15 protein-coding genes are annotated in these 16,546 nt (G+C 67.6%); 7 read left to right on the top strand and 8 right to left on the bottom strand.

Translation table 11 applies throughout. The features are described 5' to 3' along the window. Nucleotides 1-31 precede the first annotated feature (31 nt). A complete protein-coding gene (locus KW843_RS04710) occupies nt 32-1,207 on the bottom strand; it encodes a PA0069 family radical SAM protein (protein WP_218293924.1) in 1,176 nt (391 codons plus the stop codon). 58 nt (nt 1,208-1,265) lie between these two features. Then, entirely contained in the window at nt 1,266-2,165 is a 900-nt protein-coding gene (locus tag KW843_RS04705; RefSeq protein WP_218293923.1) for a LysR family transcriptional regulator, read from the bottom strand. A gap of 92 nt (nt 2,166-2,257) precedes the next feature. On the opposite strand from KW843_RS04705, the gene mdlC reads away from it, so the two are divergent. The 4 genes from mdlC to KW843_RS04685 all read left to right on the top strand — a co-directional run bounded on the left by mdlC (nt 2,258) and on the right by KW843_RS04685 (nt 5,986). Further along, nucleotides 2,258-3,880: a benzoylformate decarboxylase gene (gene mdlC, locus KW843_RS04700; RefSeq protein WP_218293922.1), complete on the top strand. Its 1,623-nt coding sequence runs from the start codon at nt 2,258-2,260 to the stop codon at nt 3,878-3,880. 95 nt (nt 3,881-3,975) lie between these two features. Further along, nucleotides 3,976-4,977: a tripartite tricarboxylate transporter substrate binding protein gene (locus KW843_RS04695; protein ID WP_218293921.1), complete on the top strand. Its 1,002-nt coding sequence runs from the start codon at nt 3,976-3,978 to the stop codon at nt 4,975-4,977. Between the two features lie 141 nt (nt 4,978-5,118). Further along, nucleotides 5,119-5,532, top strand: coding sequence for a nucleoside diphosphate kinase regulator (gene rnk / locus KW843_RS04690; protein WP_218293920.1), 414 nt, complete (start codon nt 5,119-5,121; stop codon nt 5,530-5,532). A gap of 73 nt (nt 5,533-5,605) precedes the next feature. Further along, entirely contained in the window at nt 5,606-5,986 is a 381-nt protein-coding gene (locus KW843_RS04685; protein ID WP_218293919.1) for a hypothetical protein, read from the top strand. A 65-nt stretch (nt 5,987-6,051) separates the two neighbouring features. Here KW843_RS04685 and KW843_RS04680 read toward each other — a convergent pair whose 3' ends face one another. After that, nucleotides 6,052-7,170, bottom strand: coding sequence for an acyltransferase (locus tag KW843_RS04680; protein ID WP_218293918.1), 1,119 nt, complete (start codon nt 7,168-7,170; stop codon nt 6,052-6,054). 188 nt (nt 7,171-7,358) lie between these two features. Here KW843_RS04680 and KW843_RS04675 point away from each other — a divergent pair, with 188 nt between their 5' ends. From KW843_RS04675 to KW843_RS04665, 3 genes are read left to right on the top strand one after another with little or no spacing between them, the layout of a single operon-like run. After that, entirely contained in the window at nt 7,359-7,952 is a 594-nt protein-coding gene (locus KW843_RS04675; protein WP_218293917.1) for a GbsR/MarR family transcriptional regulator, read from the top strand. A gap of 4 nt (nt 7,953-7,956) precedes the next feature. After that, complete coding sequence (locus KW843_RS04670) at nt 7,957-9,324, top strand: cytochrome ubiquinol oxidase subunit I (protein ID WP_218293916.1); 1,368 nt, start codon at nt 7,957-7,959, stop codon at nt 9,322-9,324. Nucleotides 9,325-9,340: 16 nt separating this feature from the next. After that, nucleotides 9,341-10,342 (top strand): cytochrome d ubiquinol oxidase subunit II, encoded by a 1,002-nt coding sequence (locus tag KW843_RS04665; protein ID WP_370628452.1) that lies wholly within the window; start codon nt 9,341-9,343, stop codon nt 10,340-10,342. Between the two features lie 94 nt (nt 10,343-10,436). On the opposite strand, the gene KW843_RS04660 is transcribed toward KW843_RS04665, so the two are convergent. From KW843_RS04660 to KW843_RS04640, 5 genes are all read right to left on the bottom strand, one after another. Further along, the gene (locus KW843_RS04660) at nt 10,437-11,573 is read right to left on the bottom strand and encodes an ABC transporter substrate-binding protein (protein ID WP_218293914.1); all 1,137 of its coding nucleotides are present in this window, start codon (nt 11,571-11,573) and stop codon (nt 10,437-10,439) included. A gap of 210 nt (nt 11,574-11,783) precedes the next feature. Further along, complete coding sequence (locus KW843_RS04655; protein WP_218293913.1) at nt 11,784-12,737, bottom strand: nitronate monooxygenase family protein; 954 nt, start codon at nt 12,735-12,737, stop codon at nt 11,784-11,786. A 137-nt stretch (nt 12,738-12,874) separates the two neighbouring features. Continuing rightward, nucleotides 12,875-14,665 carry an acyl-CoA dehydrogenase gene (locus tag KW843_RS04650; RefSeq protein WP_218293912.1) on the bottom strand — a complete coding sequence of 597 codons (1,791 nt, stop codon included), beginning with the start codon at nt 14,663-14,665 and terminating at the stop codon, nt 12,875-12,877. Nucleotides 14,666-14,735: 70 nt separating this feature from the next. After that, a complete protein-coding gene (locus KW843_RS04645; protein WP_218293911.1) occupies nt 14,736-15,668 on the bottom strand; it encodes an electron transfer flavoprotein subunit alpha/FixB family protein in 933 nt (310 codons plus the stop codon). Beyond that, entirely contained in the window at nt 15,669-16,418 is a 750-nt protein-coding gene (locus KW843_RS04640; RefSeq protein WP_218293910.1) for an electron transfer flavoprotein subunit beta/FixA family protein, read from the bottom strand. Between the last annotated feature and the right edge of the window lie 128 nt (nt 16,419-16,546).

The raw sequence follows: 16,546 nt of genomic DNA, 5'->3' as shown, positions 1-16,546 counted from the left end.
CACTTCCACTTCCCTCGCAGCCCGGCCTGGCTCAGAACAGGCTGCCCTGCCCGCGCGCAAGCCCCGGCCTGAACTGCGACAGGTCCAGCTCCAGCCGCTCCCGGTTGAGCCCCAGCCGCCGGCACGCCCCCGCGAACCGCTGGCGCAGCATGTCCGCCCACAGGCCGCTGCCCTTCATGCGGGTGGCGAAGCTGCTGTCGTAGCTCTTGCCCGCACTGCGCTGGGCCGCATCGAGATTGTGCAAATCCTGCACCCGCGCCATCACGCGCGCCGCGCGCTGCGGGTAGTGCACCTGCAGCCATTCGCGGAACACCGCGTCCAGCTCCCACGGCAGGCGCAGCACGGTATAGAACGCGCTCCTGGCCCCCGCATCGCGCGCGGCCTCCAGCACCTGCTCCATGTCTTCGGTGATGAAGGGGATCTGCGGGGCCACGCTCACGCCCACCGGAATGCCGGCCTCGGCCAGCGTGCGCAGCGTGCGAAGGCGCCGGTGGGGGGCGGCGGCGCGCGGCTCCATGCGGCGCGCCAGCAGCGGGTCGAGCGTGGTGATCGTCACGTACACCGCGGTCAGTTGCTGCGCTGCCAGCGGCGCGAGCAGATCGAGATCGCGCTCCACCCCGCTCGACTTGGTGATGAGCGAGAACGGGTGCCGTGCATCGCGCATCACCTCGATGAGGCCGCGCGTGAGCCTGAGTTCGCGCTCCACGGGCTGGTAGCAGTCGGTGGCCGAACCGATGTTGAGCAGGCGCGGCACATAACGCGGCTGCGCCAGTTCGCGACGCAGCACCTCGGCGATGTTGTGCTTGGCCACGATCTGGGTCTCGAAGTCGAGCCCGGGCGAAAAATTGAGATAGCTGTGCGTGGGCCGGGCGTAGCAGTACACGCAGCCGTGCTCGCACCCCCGGTAGGGATTGACGGACAGCTCGAAAAAAATGTCGGGGGAGTCGTTGGCGCAGATGGCGCTGCGGGCCGTCTCCAGGTGCACCGTGGTGGCGGGGGCGGGCCCGCCGCCATCATCATCCCCATCCGCCCCTCCCGCGCCCTGCGGGCCGTGGTTCCAGCCATCATCCACCGCCTCGCGCACATCGCGGCTGAACCGGTGCGGCATGGCCGTGGCGGCCCCCCGGCCCCGGATGGCCTGCAGGGGGACGCGCACTTCCGCCGGTGCGTCGGGCAGGTCGGGGTCGGCGGCAGGTTTTGGCTTCATGACTGTATAAATATACAGTTATTTGAAGCGAGGCGCACCGCCCTCCCCCCACCGCACCCTACTCGCTGAAGAGCCTTTCGATCACCCCCCTCAGCCACTGGTTGCCCGGATCGCTCTCGAACCGGCGGCTCCAGTGCAGCGACACCGTGAAATCCCGCAGCGGCAAGGGCGGCTCGATGAGGGTGTAGCCCCCATCGGCCGCGAAGGTGCGCGCGATGTTGCGCGGCATCACCACCGCGAGGTCCGTGGCCCGCACGATGGCGGGCAGCACCATGAAGTGCTCGGTGGTCAGGCGCAGGCGGTCTTCGAGCTGCAGCATCTCCAGGATCCGCAGCGTGTCCGAATGCGTGCGCACGGCCACGAACTCCAGCTGCCGCAGGTCCTTGAGCAGGCCGGCCCCGGCGCGCCTTCGCGCGGCAAAGGGGTGGCCGGCGCGCAGGAGCACCACGTAGCGGTCCTGGATGAGCTCCACGCGCTGCGTGTCCTTCACCGTCGGCAGGAAACCAAAGGCGAAGTCGATGCGCCCGCTGTCCAGCCGCTGCGCGATCTCGCTGCGCGGCACGGGCAGCGTCTCCAGCCGCACGCCGGGTGCCTCGCGCCGCAGCGCCACCATCAGGTCCGGCAGAAAGCGGCCTTCGCCGATGTCGCTCATGTGGATGCGGAACACCTTGCGCGAATTCGCCGGGTCGAACAGCGCGGACTCGTTGAGCGCCTCCTCCAGCAGTCCGAGCGCGCCGCGCACCGCATCGGCCAGCCGGTCGGCCTTGGGCGTGGGCTCCACGCCGCCGCCCGCGCGCACGAACAGCGGGTCCTTGATCAGCAGGCGCAGCCGCGTCAGCGCCTGGCTGGCGGCGGGCTGGGTGAGGTCCAGCAGCTCGGCGGCCCGGCTCACGTTGCGCGTGCGGTAGACCGCGTCGAACAGCCGCAGCAGATTGAGGTCGATGTCCTTGATATGCATTGGATGAATACCGCTTAGTCGTTTCATTGTATTGATGGATGACGCATGCCCGCCGAAGATCAATGCCTTCCTCTTCAGCACCGCCACGCCCCATGCTCCAGGCTCTCCCCAAGAACACGGCCCCTGCCGCGCCCGCCCCCTCCAGCCGCCCCACGGTGCGCGAGGTGGTGCTCGACCTGCTGCGCGGCTTCGAGATCAACACCATCTTCGGCAACCCCGGCTCCACGGAGCTGCCGCTGTTCCTCGACTTCCCCAGCGACTTCCGCTACATCCTGGGCCTGCAGGAATCCGTGGTGGTGGGCATGGCCGATGGCTATGCGCAGGCGAGCCACAACGCCGCCTTCGTGAACCTGCATTCGGCGGCCGGCGTGGGCCATGCGATGGGCAACATTTTCACGGCGCACAAGAACCGCACGCCCATGGTCATCACGGCCGGGCAGCAGGCGCGGTCCATCCTGCCGTTCGACCCGTTCCTGTTTTCGGGCCAGGCCACCGAGCTGCCCAAGCCCTATGTGAAGTGGAGCATCGAGCCCGCCCGTGCCGAGGACGTGCCGCTGGCCATCGCGCGCGCCTACTACATCGCGATGCAGCAGCCGCGCGGGCCGGTGCTGGTGTCCATTCCTGCGGACGACTGGGACAAGCCCTGCGAGCCGCTGCAGGCGCGCACCGTGAGCAGCGAGACGCGCCCCGAGCCGCGCGTGCTGCAGGCCATCGGCGACGCACTCGACGCCGCGCAGCGCCCGGTCTTCGTGGTCGGCGCCGCAGTGGACCGCGACCGCGCCTGGGACGATGTGCTGGCCCTGGCCGAGCGGCACAACGCCGCCGTATGGATCGCCCCCATGTCCGGCCGCTGCGGCTTTCCGCAGGACCACCGCCTGTTCGCGGGCGTGCTGCCGGCCATGCGCGAGAAGATCGTGTCGCTGCTCGGCGGCCATGACCTGGTCTTTGCGCTCGGCGCCGCCGCGTTCACCTACCACGTCGAAGGCTTCGGGCCGCACGTGCCCCCCGGCGCGCATCTGGTGCAGCTGATCGACGACCCCGGCACGGCCGCCTGGACGCCCGAGGGCACCTCGGCCGTGGGCAGCGTGCGCCTGGGCGTGCAGGATCTGCTCGCACGCCCCGCGCCCGCCGGGCGCGACCTTCCCCCCGCGCGCGCCGCACGGCCGCGCGCGGAGCCCTCCGCCCTGATGAGCGTGCCCTATGTGATGCAGACGCTGGCCGAGGTGCGCGAAGCGGCCTCCATCGTGGTGGAGGAAGCCCCCAGCTCCCGCGCGGCCATGCACGCCTACCTGCCCATCCTGCAGAGCGAGACCTTCTACACCATGTGCAGCGGCGGCCTGGGCTACGGCCTGCCCGCCGCCGTGGGCGTGGCGCTGGCCAGGCCCGACCGCAAGGTCATCGGCCTCATCGGCGATGGTTCGGCGATGTACTCCATCCAGGCGCTGTGGAGCGCCGCGCAGCTCGAGCTACCCATCACGTTCATCATCCTCAAGAACCGCCGGTACGCGGCGCTGCAGGAGTTCGCGCCCACCTTCGGCTTCCACGAGAGTGACAAGCTGGAGGGCACCGACCTGCCGGACCTGGACTTCCTGGCGCTGGCCCGGGGCCAGGGCTGCGATGCCGTGCGCGTGAGCGACGCCAGCGAGCTGCCGGACGTGCTGCGCACGGCGCTGGCCCATCCGCGCGCCATCCTGGTGGAGGTGGACGTGGCCTGACACGACCGCCACGGCGAGCCCCGCCATCCCTTGGTTTCACCCCGCAAAAGAAGCACACAAGACCCGGCACGCCCGGGCCACACCTGGAGACAAGCATGCATTCATTTCCCCCTCGCACCACGCGCCGCCTGCTGGGCGCGCTAGCCCTGGCCGGCGCCGCGTCCAGCCTGCTGCTGCTGCCCGCCGCGGCACGCGCAGACACCTGGCCTGGCAAACCCATCAAGGTGGTGGTCAATTTCCCGGCGGGCGGCGCTGCGGACCAGATCGCCCGCGCGGTCACGGTGCCGCTGCAGGCCGCGCTCGGTCAGCCCGTGGTGGTGGAGAACCGGGGCGGCGCCGGCGGCAACATCGGCGGCGAAGCCGTGGCCAAGTCGCCGGCGGACGGCTACACCCTGCTCATGAGCTCGGGCGGCATGGTGTCGGTCAACCCGCACCTGTACCCCAAGATGCCGTTCGACCCCGCCAAGGACCTGGTCCCGGTGGCCGCCGCGGCGCGGGTGCTGGTGTTCCTGGAGGTCCGGCCCACGCTGCCGGTCAACAACATTCAGGAGTTCCTGAAGTACCTCAAGGCCAACCCCGGCAAGCTGACCTTCGGCACGCCGGGCAACGGCAGCTCGCCGCACCTGGCGGCCGAGATGCTCAAGGCCCAGGCCAACGTGTTCGCGGTGCATGTGCCCTATCGCGGCGCAGCCCCCGCCATGCAGGACCTGCTGGGCGGGCAGGTGGACTTCATGTTCGACCCCGGCATCGGCCTGCAGCACGTGAAGGCGGGCAAGCTCAAGCTGCTGGCGGTGGGCAGCTCCAGGCGCTCGCCGCTGTTCCCGGACGTGCCCACGCTCGAAGAGGTGGGCCTCAAGGGCTTCGATGCCGACACCTGGTTCGGCTTCTACGCCCCGGCTGGCACGCCGCCCGAGGTGGTCAGCCGCCTGAACCGCGAGATCAACAAGGTGCTGGCCACACCGGCCGTGAAGGAGCGCATCGCGGCACTCGGAGGCGTTCCCGCACCGATGTCCCCGGCCGACTTCAACGCCCGTGCATCCATCGACAGCACACGGTTTGGAGCGCTGATCAAGGCGCGCAACATCCAGGGGGATTGACCCTCCGGGCCCCCAGCGCCGTCCCCACCGGGGGAAGCGGGCGGGCCGCCGTGGGGCCGCCCCGAATGACCGTGCTCGGCAGTGCGAGATTGGCGATGGTCTACAGTCCCGCGCTTTGCAACACACCACCGAGGTACCGCCATGGCGCGCAAGCCCCAGATCATCCTGTCGTCCCTGGACGTTGACCGCATCGAGGCCCTTCTGGCAGCCATTCCGGCCAGCGTCTTTCCGGGCAAGGCCGAACTGCAGGCGGAGCTGGACCGCGCCGACGTGGTGGCCCCGGAAGAAATCCCGCCGCACGTGGTCACGATGAACTCCACCGTGCAGTTCTCGATCCTGGAGACGGGAAAGGAGTTCTGCCTGACGCTCGTCTACCCCCGCGACATGGACGGCAGCGCGGACCGGATCTCGATTTTCGCGCCCGTGGGCAGCGCCCTGCTGGGCCTGTCCGTGGGCGACGAACTCGCTTGGCCCGGCCCGGGCGGCAAGTCGATGACGGTGCGGGTGAAGGACCTTCTGTACCAGCCCGAAAGCGCGGGCGAACTCCACCGCTGACCGCGCGACGAAACGTCGCCTGGCGGCACCACGCTTGGTGCCACCGCCACATGCAGTGACAATGGCATCCGCCATGACCAGCCCGCCTCCACCCCCCGACAACCCGCTCATCGAAACGTTCGACCCGGACTCGACCGTCGCCTTTCAAAGGCGGATGGAGCGCGCGCCGGAATGGTTCTGCTCGTTCCTGGCCGGCAACAGCCGCGAGAAGAGCCGCCTCAAGCGCGAGATGGCCACGATGAAGGGCTCGGTGGTGTGGCTGGTGCAGCAGCGCCGCCAGGGCAACTGGACCGCCGACGAACGCACGCACCTGCGCGATGTGATGCGGTCGGCGTCTTCCGTCAGCCCCTACCTTTTCATCTGGGTGATTCCTGGATCGATGCTGATCCTGCCCTTCATGGCCTGGTTCCTCGACCGCCAGCGCAAGCGCCGGGAGCGCAAGCTGCGAGGCTGATTGCGCCAGGTGCCGCCGCGCGGCACCTCAGGGGTTTGCTGCGGCCCTCAGAACCTGTTCCTGCCTCATGCCCAGTTGCTGGATACCGCCACCAGCATGCCCGCCCCCACCAGCCCCATCTGCCAGCGCAAGGCCGTGGTCCAGGAGGGCACGTGGCGCTCCACGCGCAGATACAGCTGCCGCCCCGCCGCCAGCGACAGCACGAACGCCAGCAGCATGCCCAGCGCGTTGGGCACCGGCGATGCGGGCCACAGGTGGCTGACCACCGCGTTCACGAGCAGGCACACCGCGAAGTGCACCAGGAACACCGAGTACGACATCTGCCCGAGCTGCACCAGCGGCCCCACCCCGCGCCATGACCGCACGCCTTTTGAGCGCAGGGCAGCCACCAGGCACAGCGCCGTCACCAGGGCCACCAGGATGCGGCCACGGTGGTCAATGGCCAGCGCAACGCCCCCGAGCAGCACCATCGCGGCGAGCCAGCCCCACGCCTGGCGCGCCCGCACGGCCCAGTAGGCCAGCATGCCCAGCCCGTACGCGCCGAAGAAATACACGGCCCACATGTCCAGCTCGGGCATGCGGTTGAACACCCACAGCGACAGGGCCACGCCCGCCACGATCGCGCCCTGCGCCAGCCACGCCGCATGCCGCCGGGCCCAGGCGCCAGGCAACGCGCGCGCTCCGGCCCATGCCAGCACGCTCACCGCGAACAGCTGAAAGTCGATGGCCACGTACCAGACGCCTGCGGAAAGCGCGCTCTCGCCGACGATGTCCTGCAGCAGCAGCGCGTTGGCCAGCAGCTGCGCCAGGGTGGGCTCGTCCGGCACGGAAGCGTGCTCCATCCACGGCCGCACCAGCGCGGCCACCACCACCGTCAGCAGCAGCGCCACGGCATAGGGCACCACCAGCCGCACGAAGCGCTTGGCGATCGCGTGGCCTGCGTGGTCGAAGCGCGGCACGCCCTGCGGCGCCAGGCTGGCGGCGGCCAGGTAGCCGCCGATCACCAGGAACACCTGCACCGCCATGCGGCCGTAGTCGTACAGCCAGGCGATGAGCCCCGGGGCCAGGGGCTGCGCGATGTCCGACATGGGCCCGTAGAAGGCCAGGTGGTGCCAGACGATAGCGATGCATGCCAGGCCTTTGGCCATGTCGATGACGGGCGTGCGGGAAAGGGAAGAGGACATGCTGCGGCAGGTAGTGGGCAAGCCGTGCGCCTACAGGAACACAGCCCAAAACTCTCTATTGTCGCCGTCCTTCGGATTCGATGCTGGTCGCCCAGGTGTCTTGCCGGATAACCCAGCCCTGCAGTCCACAATTTCCTGAATTTTCAGTATTTACTGAAAATTCAGGAAATGAGGCACAATCGGTGTCCATGACCTACATCAATCATCTGCCACCCCTGAACCGCCAGTTCGTCGCCCACTTTGGCGAGATGGGCAGCCGGTGGGGGATCAACCGCACCGTGGGCCAGATGTATGCGCTCATCTTCCTGTCGCCGCGCCCGCTCAACGCGGACGAGATCGCCGAGACGCTGGAGTTCTCGCGCTCCAACGTGAGCATGGGCCTCAAGGAGCTGCAGGCCTGGCGCCTGGTCAAGCTGAGCCACCAGCCCGGCGACCGGCGCGAGTACTTCGAGGCGCCCAAGGACGTGTGGGAGATTTTTCGCGTGCTGGCCGAGGAGCGCCGCCGCCGCGAGATCGAGCCCACGCTGTCGATGCTGCGCATGGCGCTGCTCGAGGAGCCCGGATCGGACGAAGAGCGCCATGCCCAGGAGCGCATGCGCGACATGCACGAACTGATCGACCGGCTCATGACCTGGTTCGACGACGTGCAGCGCCTCGCGCCCGAGACGGCGATGCAGCTCATGGGCATGGGCACCGCCGTCACCCGCGTGCTCGAATTCAAGGACCGGCTGACCGGCAAGGGCGGCCCCGCCAAGGGCAAGAGCAACCACCAGGAAGCCTGAAACCATGGACACCTTCATGCTGTCGCGGATCCAGTTCGCCGCCAACATCAGCTTTCACATCCTGTTTCCCACCATCACCATCGCGCTGTGCTGGTTCCTGGTGTTCTTCCGCTTGCGCCACTCGGCCACGCGCGGCACACCGGCCGCGCCGGGCTGGGAGCAGGCCTACTATTTCTGGACCAAGGTGTTCGCGCTGACCTTTGCCATGGGCGTGGTCTCGGGCATCACGATGAGCTTTCAGTTCGGCACCAACTGGCCGGGCTACATGGAGCACGTGGGCAACATCGCCGGGCCCCTGCTGGGCTACGAGGTGCTCACGGCCTTTTTCCTGGAGGCCACCTTCCTGGGCATCATGCTGTTCGGCCGGGGCCGCGTGTCCGAGCGCATGCACCTCGTCGCGACACTCATGGTGGCGTTTGGCACCACGCTGTCGGCGTTCTGGATCCTGAGCCTGAATTCCTGGATGCAGACCCCCGTGGGCTACGAAATCATCGACGGCAAGTTCCACGCGGTGGACTGGCTGGCGATCGTCTTCAACCCCTCCTTCCCCTACCGGCTGGGCCACAAGCTGCTGGCATCGGCCCTGACCGCGGGCTTTCTCATCGCCGGGGTGAGCGCCTGGCAGCTCGTCAAGGGCACGGCCACCGAAGGCACTCGCAAGGCCCTGCGCACCGCCGTCGCCGCCGTCGCCATGGCGATCCCGCTGCAGATCCTCATGGGCGACATGCACGGCCTGAACACGCTGGAGCACCAGCCCGCGAAGATCGCGGCGATCGAAGGCATCTGGCACACCGAGCGGGGCGCGCCCCTCACGCTGTTCGGGCTGCCCAACGAAAAGGAAGGCCGCACCGACTACGCCCTCCAGATCCCCAAGGCGGCGAGCCTGATCCTGGCGCACGACATCGATGCCGAGCTCAAGGGCCTGAACGAGTTTGCTGGCGCCCATCCCCCCGTGGCGCCGGTGTTCTGGGCGTTCCGCGTGATGGTCGGCGTGGGCATGCTGATGCTCGCGGTCGCCTGGGCGGGTGCTGTCGTGCTGTACCGCCGCCGCAGGCACGACCTGGCCACCCTGCCCCGGCCCATGCTGTACGCGCTGGTGGGCATGACGTTCTCCGGCTGGGTAGCCACCCTGGCCGGCTGGTACGTGACCGAGATCGGCCGCCAGCCCTACCTGGTCTATGGCCTGTTCAAGACCGCCGACGCCGTGGCGGCGCATCCTCCGGCGATGGTGGCCTCCACCCTGGCCGCCTACCTCACCGTGTACGTGCTGCTGCTCGCGGCCTACATCGGGGTGATCAAGTACATGGCGGAGCACTCGGCCATGCCGGTTCCCGCCGTGGCGCCGCCCGCCGCGCCACCCCATCCGCTGTAAGGAGGACACCATGGAAATGACCCTGGCCCACACCCTGCCCCTGGCGTTCATGGCCATCATGGGCCTGGCGCTGCTCGCCTACGTGATCCTGGACGGCTATGACCTCGGGGTGGGCATCCTGCTGCCCTTCGCGAGCGATGCGGAAAAGGACGTCATGGTGTCGAGCATCGGCCCGTTCTGGGACGCCAATGAAACCTGGCTGGTGCTGGGGGTGGGCGTGCTGCTGATCTGCTTTCCGATGGCCCACGGCGTGGTGCTGTCCGCCCTGTACCTGCCCGTGGCCGTGATGCTGGTGGGCCTGATCCTGCGGGGGGTGGCGTTCGACTTCCGCGTGAAGGCCCGCGATTCGCACAAGACGGCCTGGAACCGCCTGTTTGCCGCGGGCTCGCTGGTCACCACCCTGGCCCAGGGCTGGATGCTGGGCGCCTATGTCACCGGCTTCCAGAACGACACCTGGGGCCTGCTGTTTTCCACGGGCATCGCCATCACCCTGCCCGCGGCCTACGCCATGCTCGGCGCCGGCTGGCTTCTCATGAAAACCGACGGCGCATTGCAGCGCAAGGCTGCCCGCTGGGGCCAGGGGGCCCTGTGGCCCATGGGGTTTGCGCTCATGGGCATCTCGCTGGCCACGCCGCTGGTCAGCCACACGGTGTTCGCCAAGTGGTTCGTGCTGCCCGAACTGTTCGCCCTGCTGCCGATACCGCTGGCCTGCGTGGCCGCCTTCTTCGCCATCCGCCACGTGCTGGCCACGCCTCGCGTGGTCGAGGCGGGCTATGGCTGGATCGTGTTCGCGGCCACGGTGCTGATCTTCGTGCTGGCCTTTTTCGGGCTGGCCTACAGCATCTATCCGTACATCGTGATCGACCGCCTCACGGTGTGGCAAGCCGCCAGCGCGCCGGAGTCCCTCGCGGTGATCGGCATCGGGGTGGCCATCACGCTGCCGGCCATCATCGTCTACACGGTCTTCATGTACCGGGTGTTCTGGGGCAAGGCGCGGGAGCTGACCTACGGGCTGTGACACGCGCCCAGGCCCGCTGCCAGGGCGCCGTGGCCCGCCCGCAGCACGGGCGGCTTCCCCCTGGAGGCGGGCGCGCTGCGCCCTAGATATGGGATCAATACCGCAAGCTGCCCTCGGCATCCACGATGGCCAGCTCCACATAGGTGGAGCCGTTGTGGCTCCTGGGCGAATACTTGACGTTGAAGCGCCCGAACGAGATATCGCCCGCATCCTCCATGGTCTTGATGAAGGACTCCGTGCTCAGGTTGCGCCCGGTGCGGCGCAGGCCCTCCACCAGCAGCCGGGCGTGCACGAAGCCCTCGAACTGCGAGGCCGACGGCTGGGCGCTTGGTGACTTGGCGCGCAGAAGGGCCAGGTACTCGGCCACCACGGGCACCGTGGTGCTGCGCAGCGACGGCATGATCTGCGCCAGGATGATGCCGCGCGCCTTGTCCTTGAGCTCGCGGTGGATCACGTCCATGCTGGCCACGGAAAACCCGTAGTACGCGGGCCGCGCCGCCGTGGACTGCACCGCCTTGATGTAGCTGGTGAACGTGGTGCCCGCCGTCGCCACGATGACGGCCTGGGGCTGTGCCTTGTCGGTGGCCTGCGCGGCGGCCGCGAAGTCGGGCTGCTTGGGGTCGACCTTGATCTCGGCGACGAAGGCGAGCTTTTCCTCCTCGGAGGCTTTCTTGAGCTCGGCCAGCAGCGTCTTGCCCAGGCCGTCGTCCTGGTAGAACACCGCCACGCGGCTGATGCCCTGGTGGCGCAGCTGCGAGACGATCTTGCCGGCCTCGCTGGCGTAGCCGGCCCGCACGTGAAAGACATAGGGATTCAAGGTTTCCCGAAACGCCGAGGCCCCCGTGACCGGCCCGAACAGCAGCGTGCGGTGTTCCTTGACCAGGGGCAGGATGGCCGCCGTCTGCGCCGTGCCCGTGCTGTTGTAGATCATGAAGACCTTGTCGTTCTCCAGCAGCTGGCGCGTGTTCTCCACGGCTTTCTGGGTGTCGAAGCCGTCGTCCAGCGTGGTGTAGCGGATCATGCGGCCGTGCACGCCACCCTGCGCGTTCACGGCGTCGAACATCAGCCGCGACCCTTCCCCATACTGCGCGGTCTGAGCGCCGAGCGGCCCGGAGAGCACGGCGGACGCGCCCAGGCGGATCTCGTCGCCGGTCACGCCCTCATTGCGGGCGTGCGCCCCCTGGCTGGCACAGAGGGCCAGCATCAGCCCCAGCAAACATGAACGAAGCATGGCACCTTCCCCGCGACGATGACGGACGGCGCCACACGATGTGGCACCCATCTGGTTATTAATCATCATCATTGTCCACGGCCTGCGCTGCCGTCCATTGGGGGTTTGCCCTGTCGCGACCAGCCCACACCCGCCCCACGGGGCCGCACAAACGGCGGCGCCCGCAGCGCATGGCACGCTGCGGGCGCACAAGGCAGACCTCGCCGGGGATCAGAGCTTCAGGCGCGCCCGGGCAGCCTCGTACTCCGCGCGCAGCCGGGCCACCAGCTCGGCGGTGCTGGTCACCGCATTGATCGCGCCAATGCCCTGGCCGCAGCCCCAGATGTCCTTCCAGGCCTTCTTCGCGTCGCCGCCGAAGTTCATCTTGCTCGGGTCCGATTCGGGCAGGTTGTCGGGGTCCATGCCCGCCGCGCGGATCGACGGCGCCAGGTAGTTGCCGTGCACGCCGGTGAACAGGTTGCTGTAGACGATGTCGTCCGAGCTGCCTTCCACGATGGCCATCTTGTAGTCATCGCTGGCGCGGGCCTCGTGCGTGGCGATGAAGGCCGAGCCGATGTAGCCGAAGTCCGCGCCCATGGCCTGCGCCGCCAGCACCGCGTCGCCGCTGGCGATGGAGCCGCTGAGCGCGATGGGGCCGTCGAACCACTGGCGGATCTCCTGGATCAGCGCAAACGGGCTCTTCACGCCCGCATGGCCACCCGCACCGGCGGCCACGGCGATCAGGCCGTCGGCGCCCTTTTCAATCGCCTTGTGCGCAAACTTGTTGTTGATGATGTCGTGCAGCACCACGCCGCCCCAGGCGTGCACGGCCTGGTTCACGTCCTCGCGCGCTCCCAGGCTGGTGATGATGATCGGCACCTTGTACTTGGCGCACACCTGCATGTCGTGCTCCAGCCGGTCATTGCTCTTGTGCACGATCTGGTTGATGGCGAAGGGCGCGGCGGGCTTGTCGGGATGGGCCTTGTTGTAGGCCGCCAGGGTCTCGGTGATCTCGGCCAGCCATTCATCGAGCAGTTCGGCGGGGCGGGCATTGAGCGCGGGCATGGAGCCCACCACACCCGCCTTGCACTGCTCGATCACGAGCTTGGGGTTGCTGATGATGAACAGCGGCGAGCCGATGACGGGGAGCGACAGGTTTTGCAACACGGGAGGCAGTTTGGACATGGCAACAACTTCCTGAACAGGTTTTTGGATGAAATAGGGCTCTAGCGCTTATTCATCAAGCGCTAGCAGCTATCATTTTTATATCAATGAGCTGCCCGCTCTGCGGGCAGTCAGTCTCCTCACAACACGCTCAACCTTCAAAAGGCGTCCAGCGCCAGTTCGGTCACGCTGGCGGCGCCGTCCACGATGCTGTCGCGCAGCCCCGGTGCCTTCACCAGGATGTGCTCGGCATAGAACTGGGCCGTGGTGATTTTTGCGCGCATGAAGGCTGCGTCCTGTCCCTTGTGCAACAGGTCCTGTGCCACCAGCAGGCTGCGCGCCAGCTGCCAGCCCGCCACCACGTTGCCTGCCAGCATCAGGTAGGGCACGCTGCCCGCGAACACGGCGTTGGGCTGGGCCTTGGTGCCACCGGCCACGAAGTCGATCACGTCGAGCAGCGCCTTGCGCGCGGCCGTCAGGCGCCTGGCCACGGCCAGTGCGGCCGGGGTGCCGCTGGCCAGCAGCTCGCCTTCGGTGGTCTCGATCTGCGCGGCGATGCCCTTGGCCACCTGGCCCCCATCGCGTGCCGTCTTGCGGCCCACGAGGTCATTCGCCTGGATGGCGGTGGTGCCTTCGTAGATGGTCAGGATCTTGGCGTCGCGGTAGTACTGCGCCGCGCCGGTTTCTTCGATGAAACCCATGCCGCCATGCACTTGCACGCCCAGGCTGGTCACCTCCAGGCTGGTCTCGGTGCTGTAGCCCTTGACCAGCGGCACCATGAATTCGTAGAAGGCCTGGTTCTGCTTGCGCGTCTCGGCATCGGGGTGGTGGTGGGCGGCATCGAACGCAGCAGCCGCCACCGTGGCCATGGCGCGGCAGCCCTCCACGGTGGCGCGCATGGTCATGAGCATGCGCTTCACATCGGGATGGTGAATGATGGCGGCGCTGGCGTTGATGCTGCCGTCCACGGGGCGGCTTTGCACGCGGTCCTTGGCGTACTGCACGGCCTTCTGGTAGGCGCGCTCGGAGATCGCGATGCCCTGCATGCCCACGGCGTAGCGGGCTGCGTTCATCATGATGAACATGTATTCGAGGCCCCGGTTTTCCTGCCCCACCAGGTAGCCCACGGCGCCGCCGTGGTCGCCGAACTGCAGCACCGCCGTGGGCGATGCCTTGATGCCCAGCTTGTGCTCGATGCTCACGCAATGGGCGTCGTTGCGCGCGCCCAGGCTGCCGTCCTGGTTGACCATGAATTTGGGCACCACGAACAGGCTGATGCCCTTCACGCCATCGGGCGCGCCCGCCACCCGTGCCAGCACCAGGTGCACGATGTTCTCGGCCATGTCGTGTTCACCATAGGTGATGAAGATCTTGGTGCCGAAGATCTTGTAGGTGCCGTCGGGCTGGGGTTCGGCACGCGTGCGCACCAGGGCCAGGTCCGAGCCCGCCTGGGGTTCGGTCAGGTTCATGGTGCCGGTCCATTCGCCCGTCACCAGCTTTTCCAGGTACGTGGCCTTGAGCTCGTCACTGCCGGCCGTGAGCAGCGCCTCGATGGCGCCGTCGGTGAGCAGCGGGCACAGCGCGAAGCTCATGTTGGCGCTATTGGTCATCTCGATGCAGGCCGCGCCGATGGTCTTGGGCAGGCCCTGGCCGCCAAAGTCGGCCGGATGCTGCAACCCCTGCCAGCCGCCTTCGCCGTACTGGCGGAAGGCTTCCTTGAAGCCGGGGGTGGTGGTGACGACACCGTCTTTCCAGCTCGACGGGTTCTTGTCGCCTTCGAAATTGAGCGGAGACAGCACCCCTTCGTTGAACTTGGCGCACTCTTCCAACACGGCGGCGGCCGTGTCCAGGCCTGCGTCTTCAAAGCCGGGGATCTGCGCGATCTGTTCAATGTTGGCCAGGTGCTCGATGGCGAACAGCATGTCCTTGAGGGGGGCGGTGTAGCTCATGGGTGTCTCCGGGGAATTTCGTCAAAAAAAAGGCATCGCGAGCGATGCCTTTGTGTGCACGGTGGCGTTCTTACAGGGCCTTGACCAGCTCTGGCACGGCCGTGAACAGGTCGGCTTCCAGGCCGTAGTCGGCCACGCTGAAGATCGGTGCCTCGGGGTCCTTGTTGATCGCCACGATCACCTTGGAGTCCTTCATGCCCGCCAAATGCTGGATGGCGCCCGAGATGCCGGCGGCGATGTACAGCTGCGGCGCCACGATCTTGCCGGTCTGGCCCACTTGCCAGTCGTTGGGGGCGTAGCCGGCGTCCACCGCGGCGCGGCTGGCGCCCAGGGCGGCACCCAGCTTGTCGGCCAGCGGGGTCATCACTTCGTCGAACTTTTCCTTGCTGCCCAGCGCCCGGCCACCGGAGACGATGATCTTGGCGGCGGTCAGTTCGGGGCGGTCGCTCTTGGCGATCTCGCTGCCCACGAAGCTGCTCTTGCCTGCATCAGCGGTAGCAGCAGCGGTTTCGACGGCGGCCGAGCCACCGGTGGCGGCTGCGGCGTCAAAGCCGGTGGTGCGCACGGTGATGATCTTCACGCTGTCGGCGCTTTGCACGGTGGCGATGGCGTTGCCCGCGTAGATGGGGCGCTCGAAGGTGTCGGCGGCGACCACCTTGGTGATGTCGCTGATCTGGGCCACGTCGAGCTTGGCGGCCACGCGGGGCGCCACGTTCTTGCCGCTGGCGGTGGCGGGGAACAGGATGTGGCTGTAGTTCGAGGCGATGGCCAGGACTTGCGCGGCGACGTTTTCTGCCAGGCCGTGTTCCAGGCCGGGCGCGTCAGCATGGATGACCTTGGCGACGCCAGCGATCTGGCCCGCGGCGGCAGCGGCAGCGCCTGCATTGTGGCCGGCGACCAGCACGTGCACGTCGCCACCGCAGGCCACGGCGGCGGTCACGGTGTTCAGGGTGGCGCCCTTGATGGACGCGTTGTCGTGTTCAGCAATAACGAGTACCGACATTTAGATCACCTTCGCTTCGTTCTTGAGTTTCTCGACCAGGGCGGCCACGTCGGCCACCTTCACGCCCGCGCCACGCTTGGCGGGCTCGGTGACCTTCAGGGTCTTCAGGCGCGGAGCCACGTCCACGCCGAGGTCTTCGGGCTTGACGGTATCGAGCTGCTTCTTCTTGGCCTTCATGATGTTGGGCAAGGTGACGTAGCGGGGCTCGTTCAGGCGCAGGTCGGTCGTGATGACCGCTGGAAGGGTCAAGGCCAGGGTTTCCAGGCCGCCGTCCACTTCACGCGTCACGCTGACCTTGTCGGCCGACAGCTCGACCTTGCTGGCGAAGGTCGCCTGGGGCAGGTCGGCCAGGGCCGCCAGCATCTGGCCGGTCTGGTTGGCGTCGTCGTCGATGGCTTGCTTGCCCAGGATCACAAGGCCGGGCTGCTCCTTGTCCACCAGGGCCTTCAGGATCTTGGCCACGGCGAGAGGCTGCAACTCGACGTCGGTTTCCACCAGGATGGCGCGGTCGGCGCCGATGGCCATGGCGGTGCGCAGGGTTTCCTGGCACTGGGCCACGCCACACGAGACAGCGATGACTTCGGTCACCAGGCCTTTTTCTTTCAGGCGCACGGCCTCTTCGACGGCGATTTCGTCAAAGGGGTTCATGCTCATCTTCACGTTGGCGATGTCCACACCCGTGTTGTCCGACTTCACGCGGACCTTCACGTTGTAGTCCACCACGCGCTTGACAGGGACCAAGACCTTCATTGCTGCGGCTCCTAGATAGAGTTGGTTGAATTGACGTTTACGTAAACTAGAACATTCTATGCCGCACTGCAACGAAAGCGCTACGGGGCCGGAACACAGACCTCACGATTCCAAAAAAAGAACGATCG

The organism is Acidovorax sp. sif1233 (assembly GCF_019218755.1).
Taxonomy (GTDB): Bacteria; Pseudomonadota; Gammaproteobacteria; order Burkholderiales; family Burkholderiaceae_C; genus Acidovorax.
The sequence above is the reverse complement of the archived record's forward strand: the minus strand, read 5'-3'. Positions and strand labels throughout refer to the sequence as shown.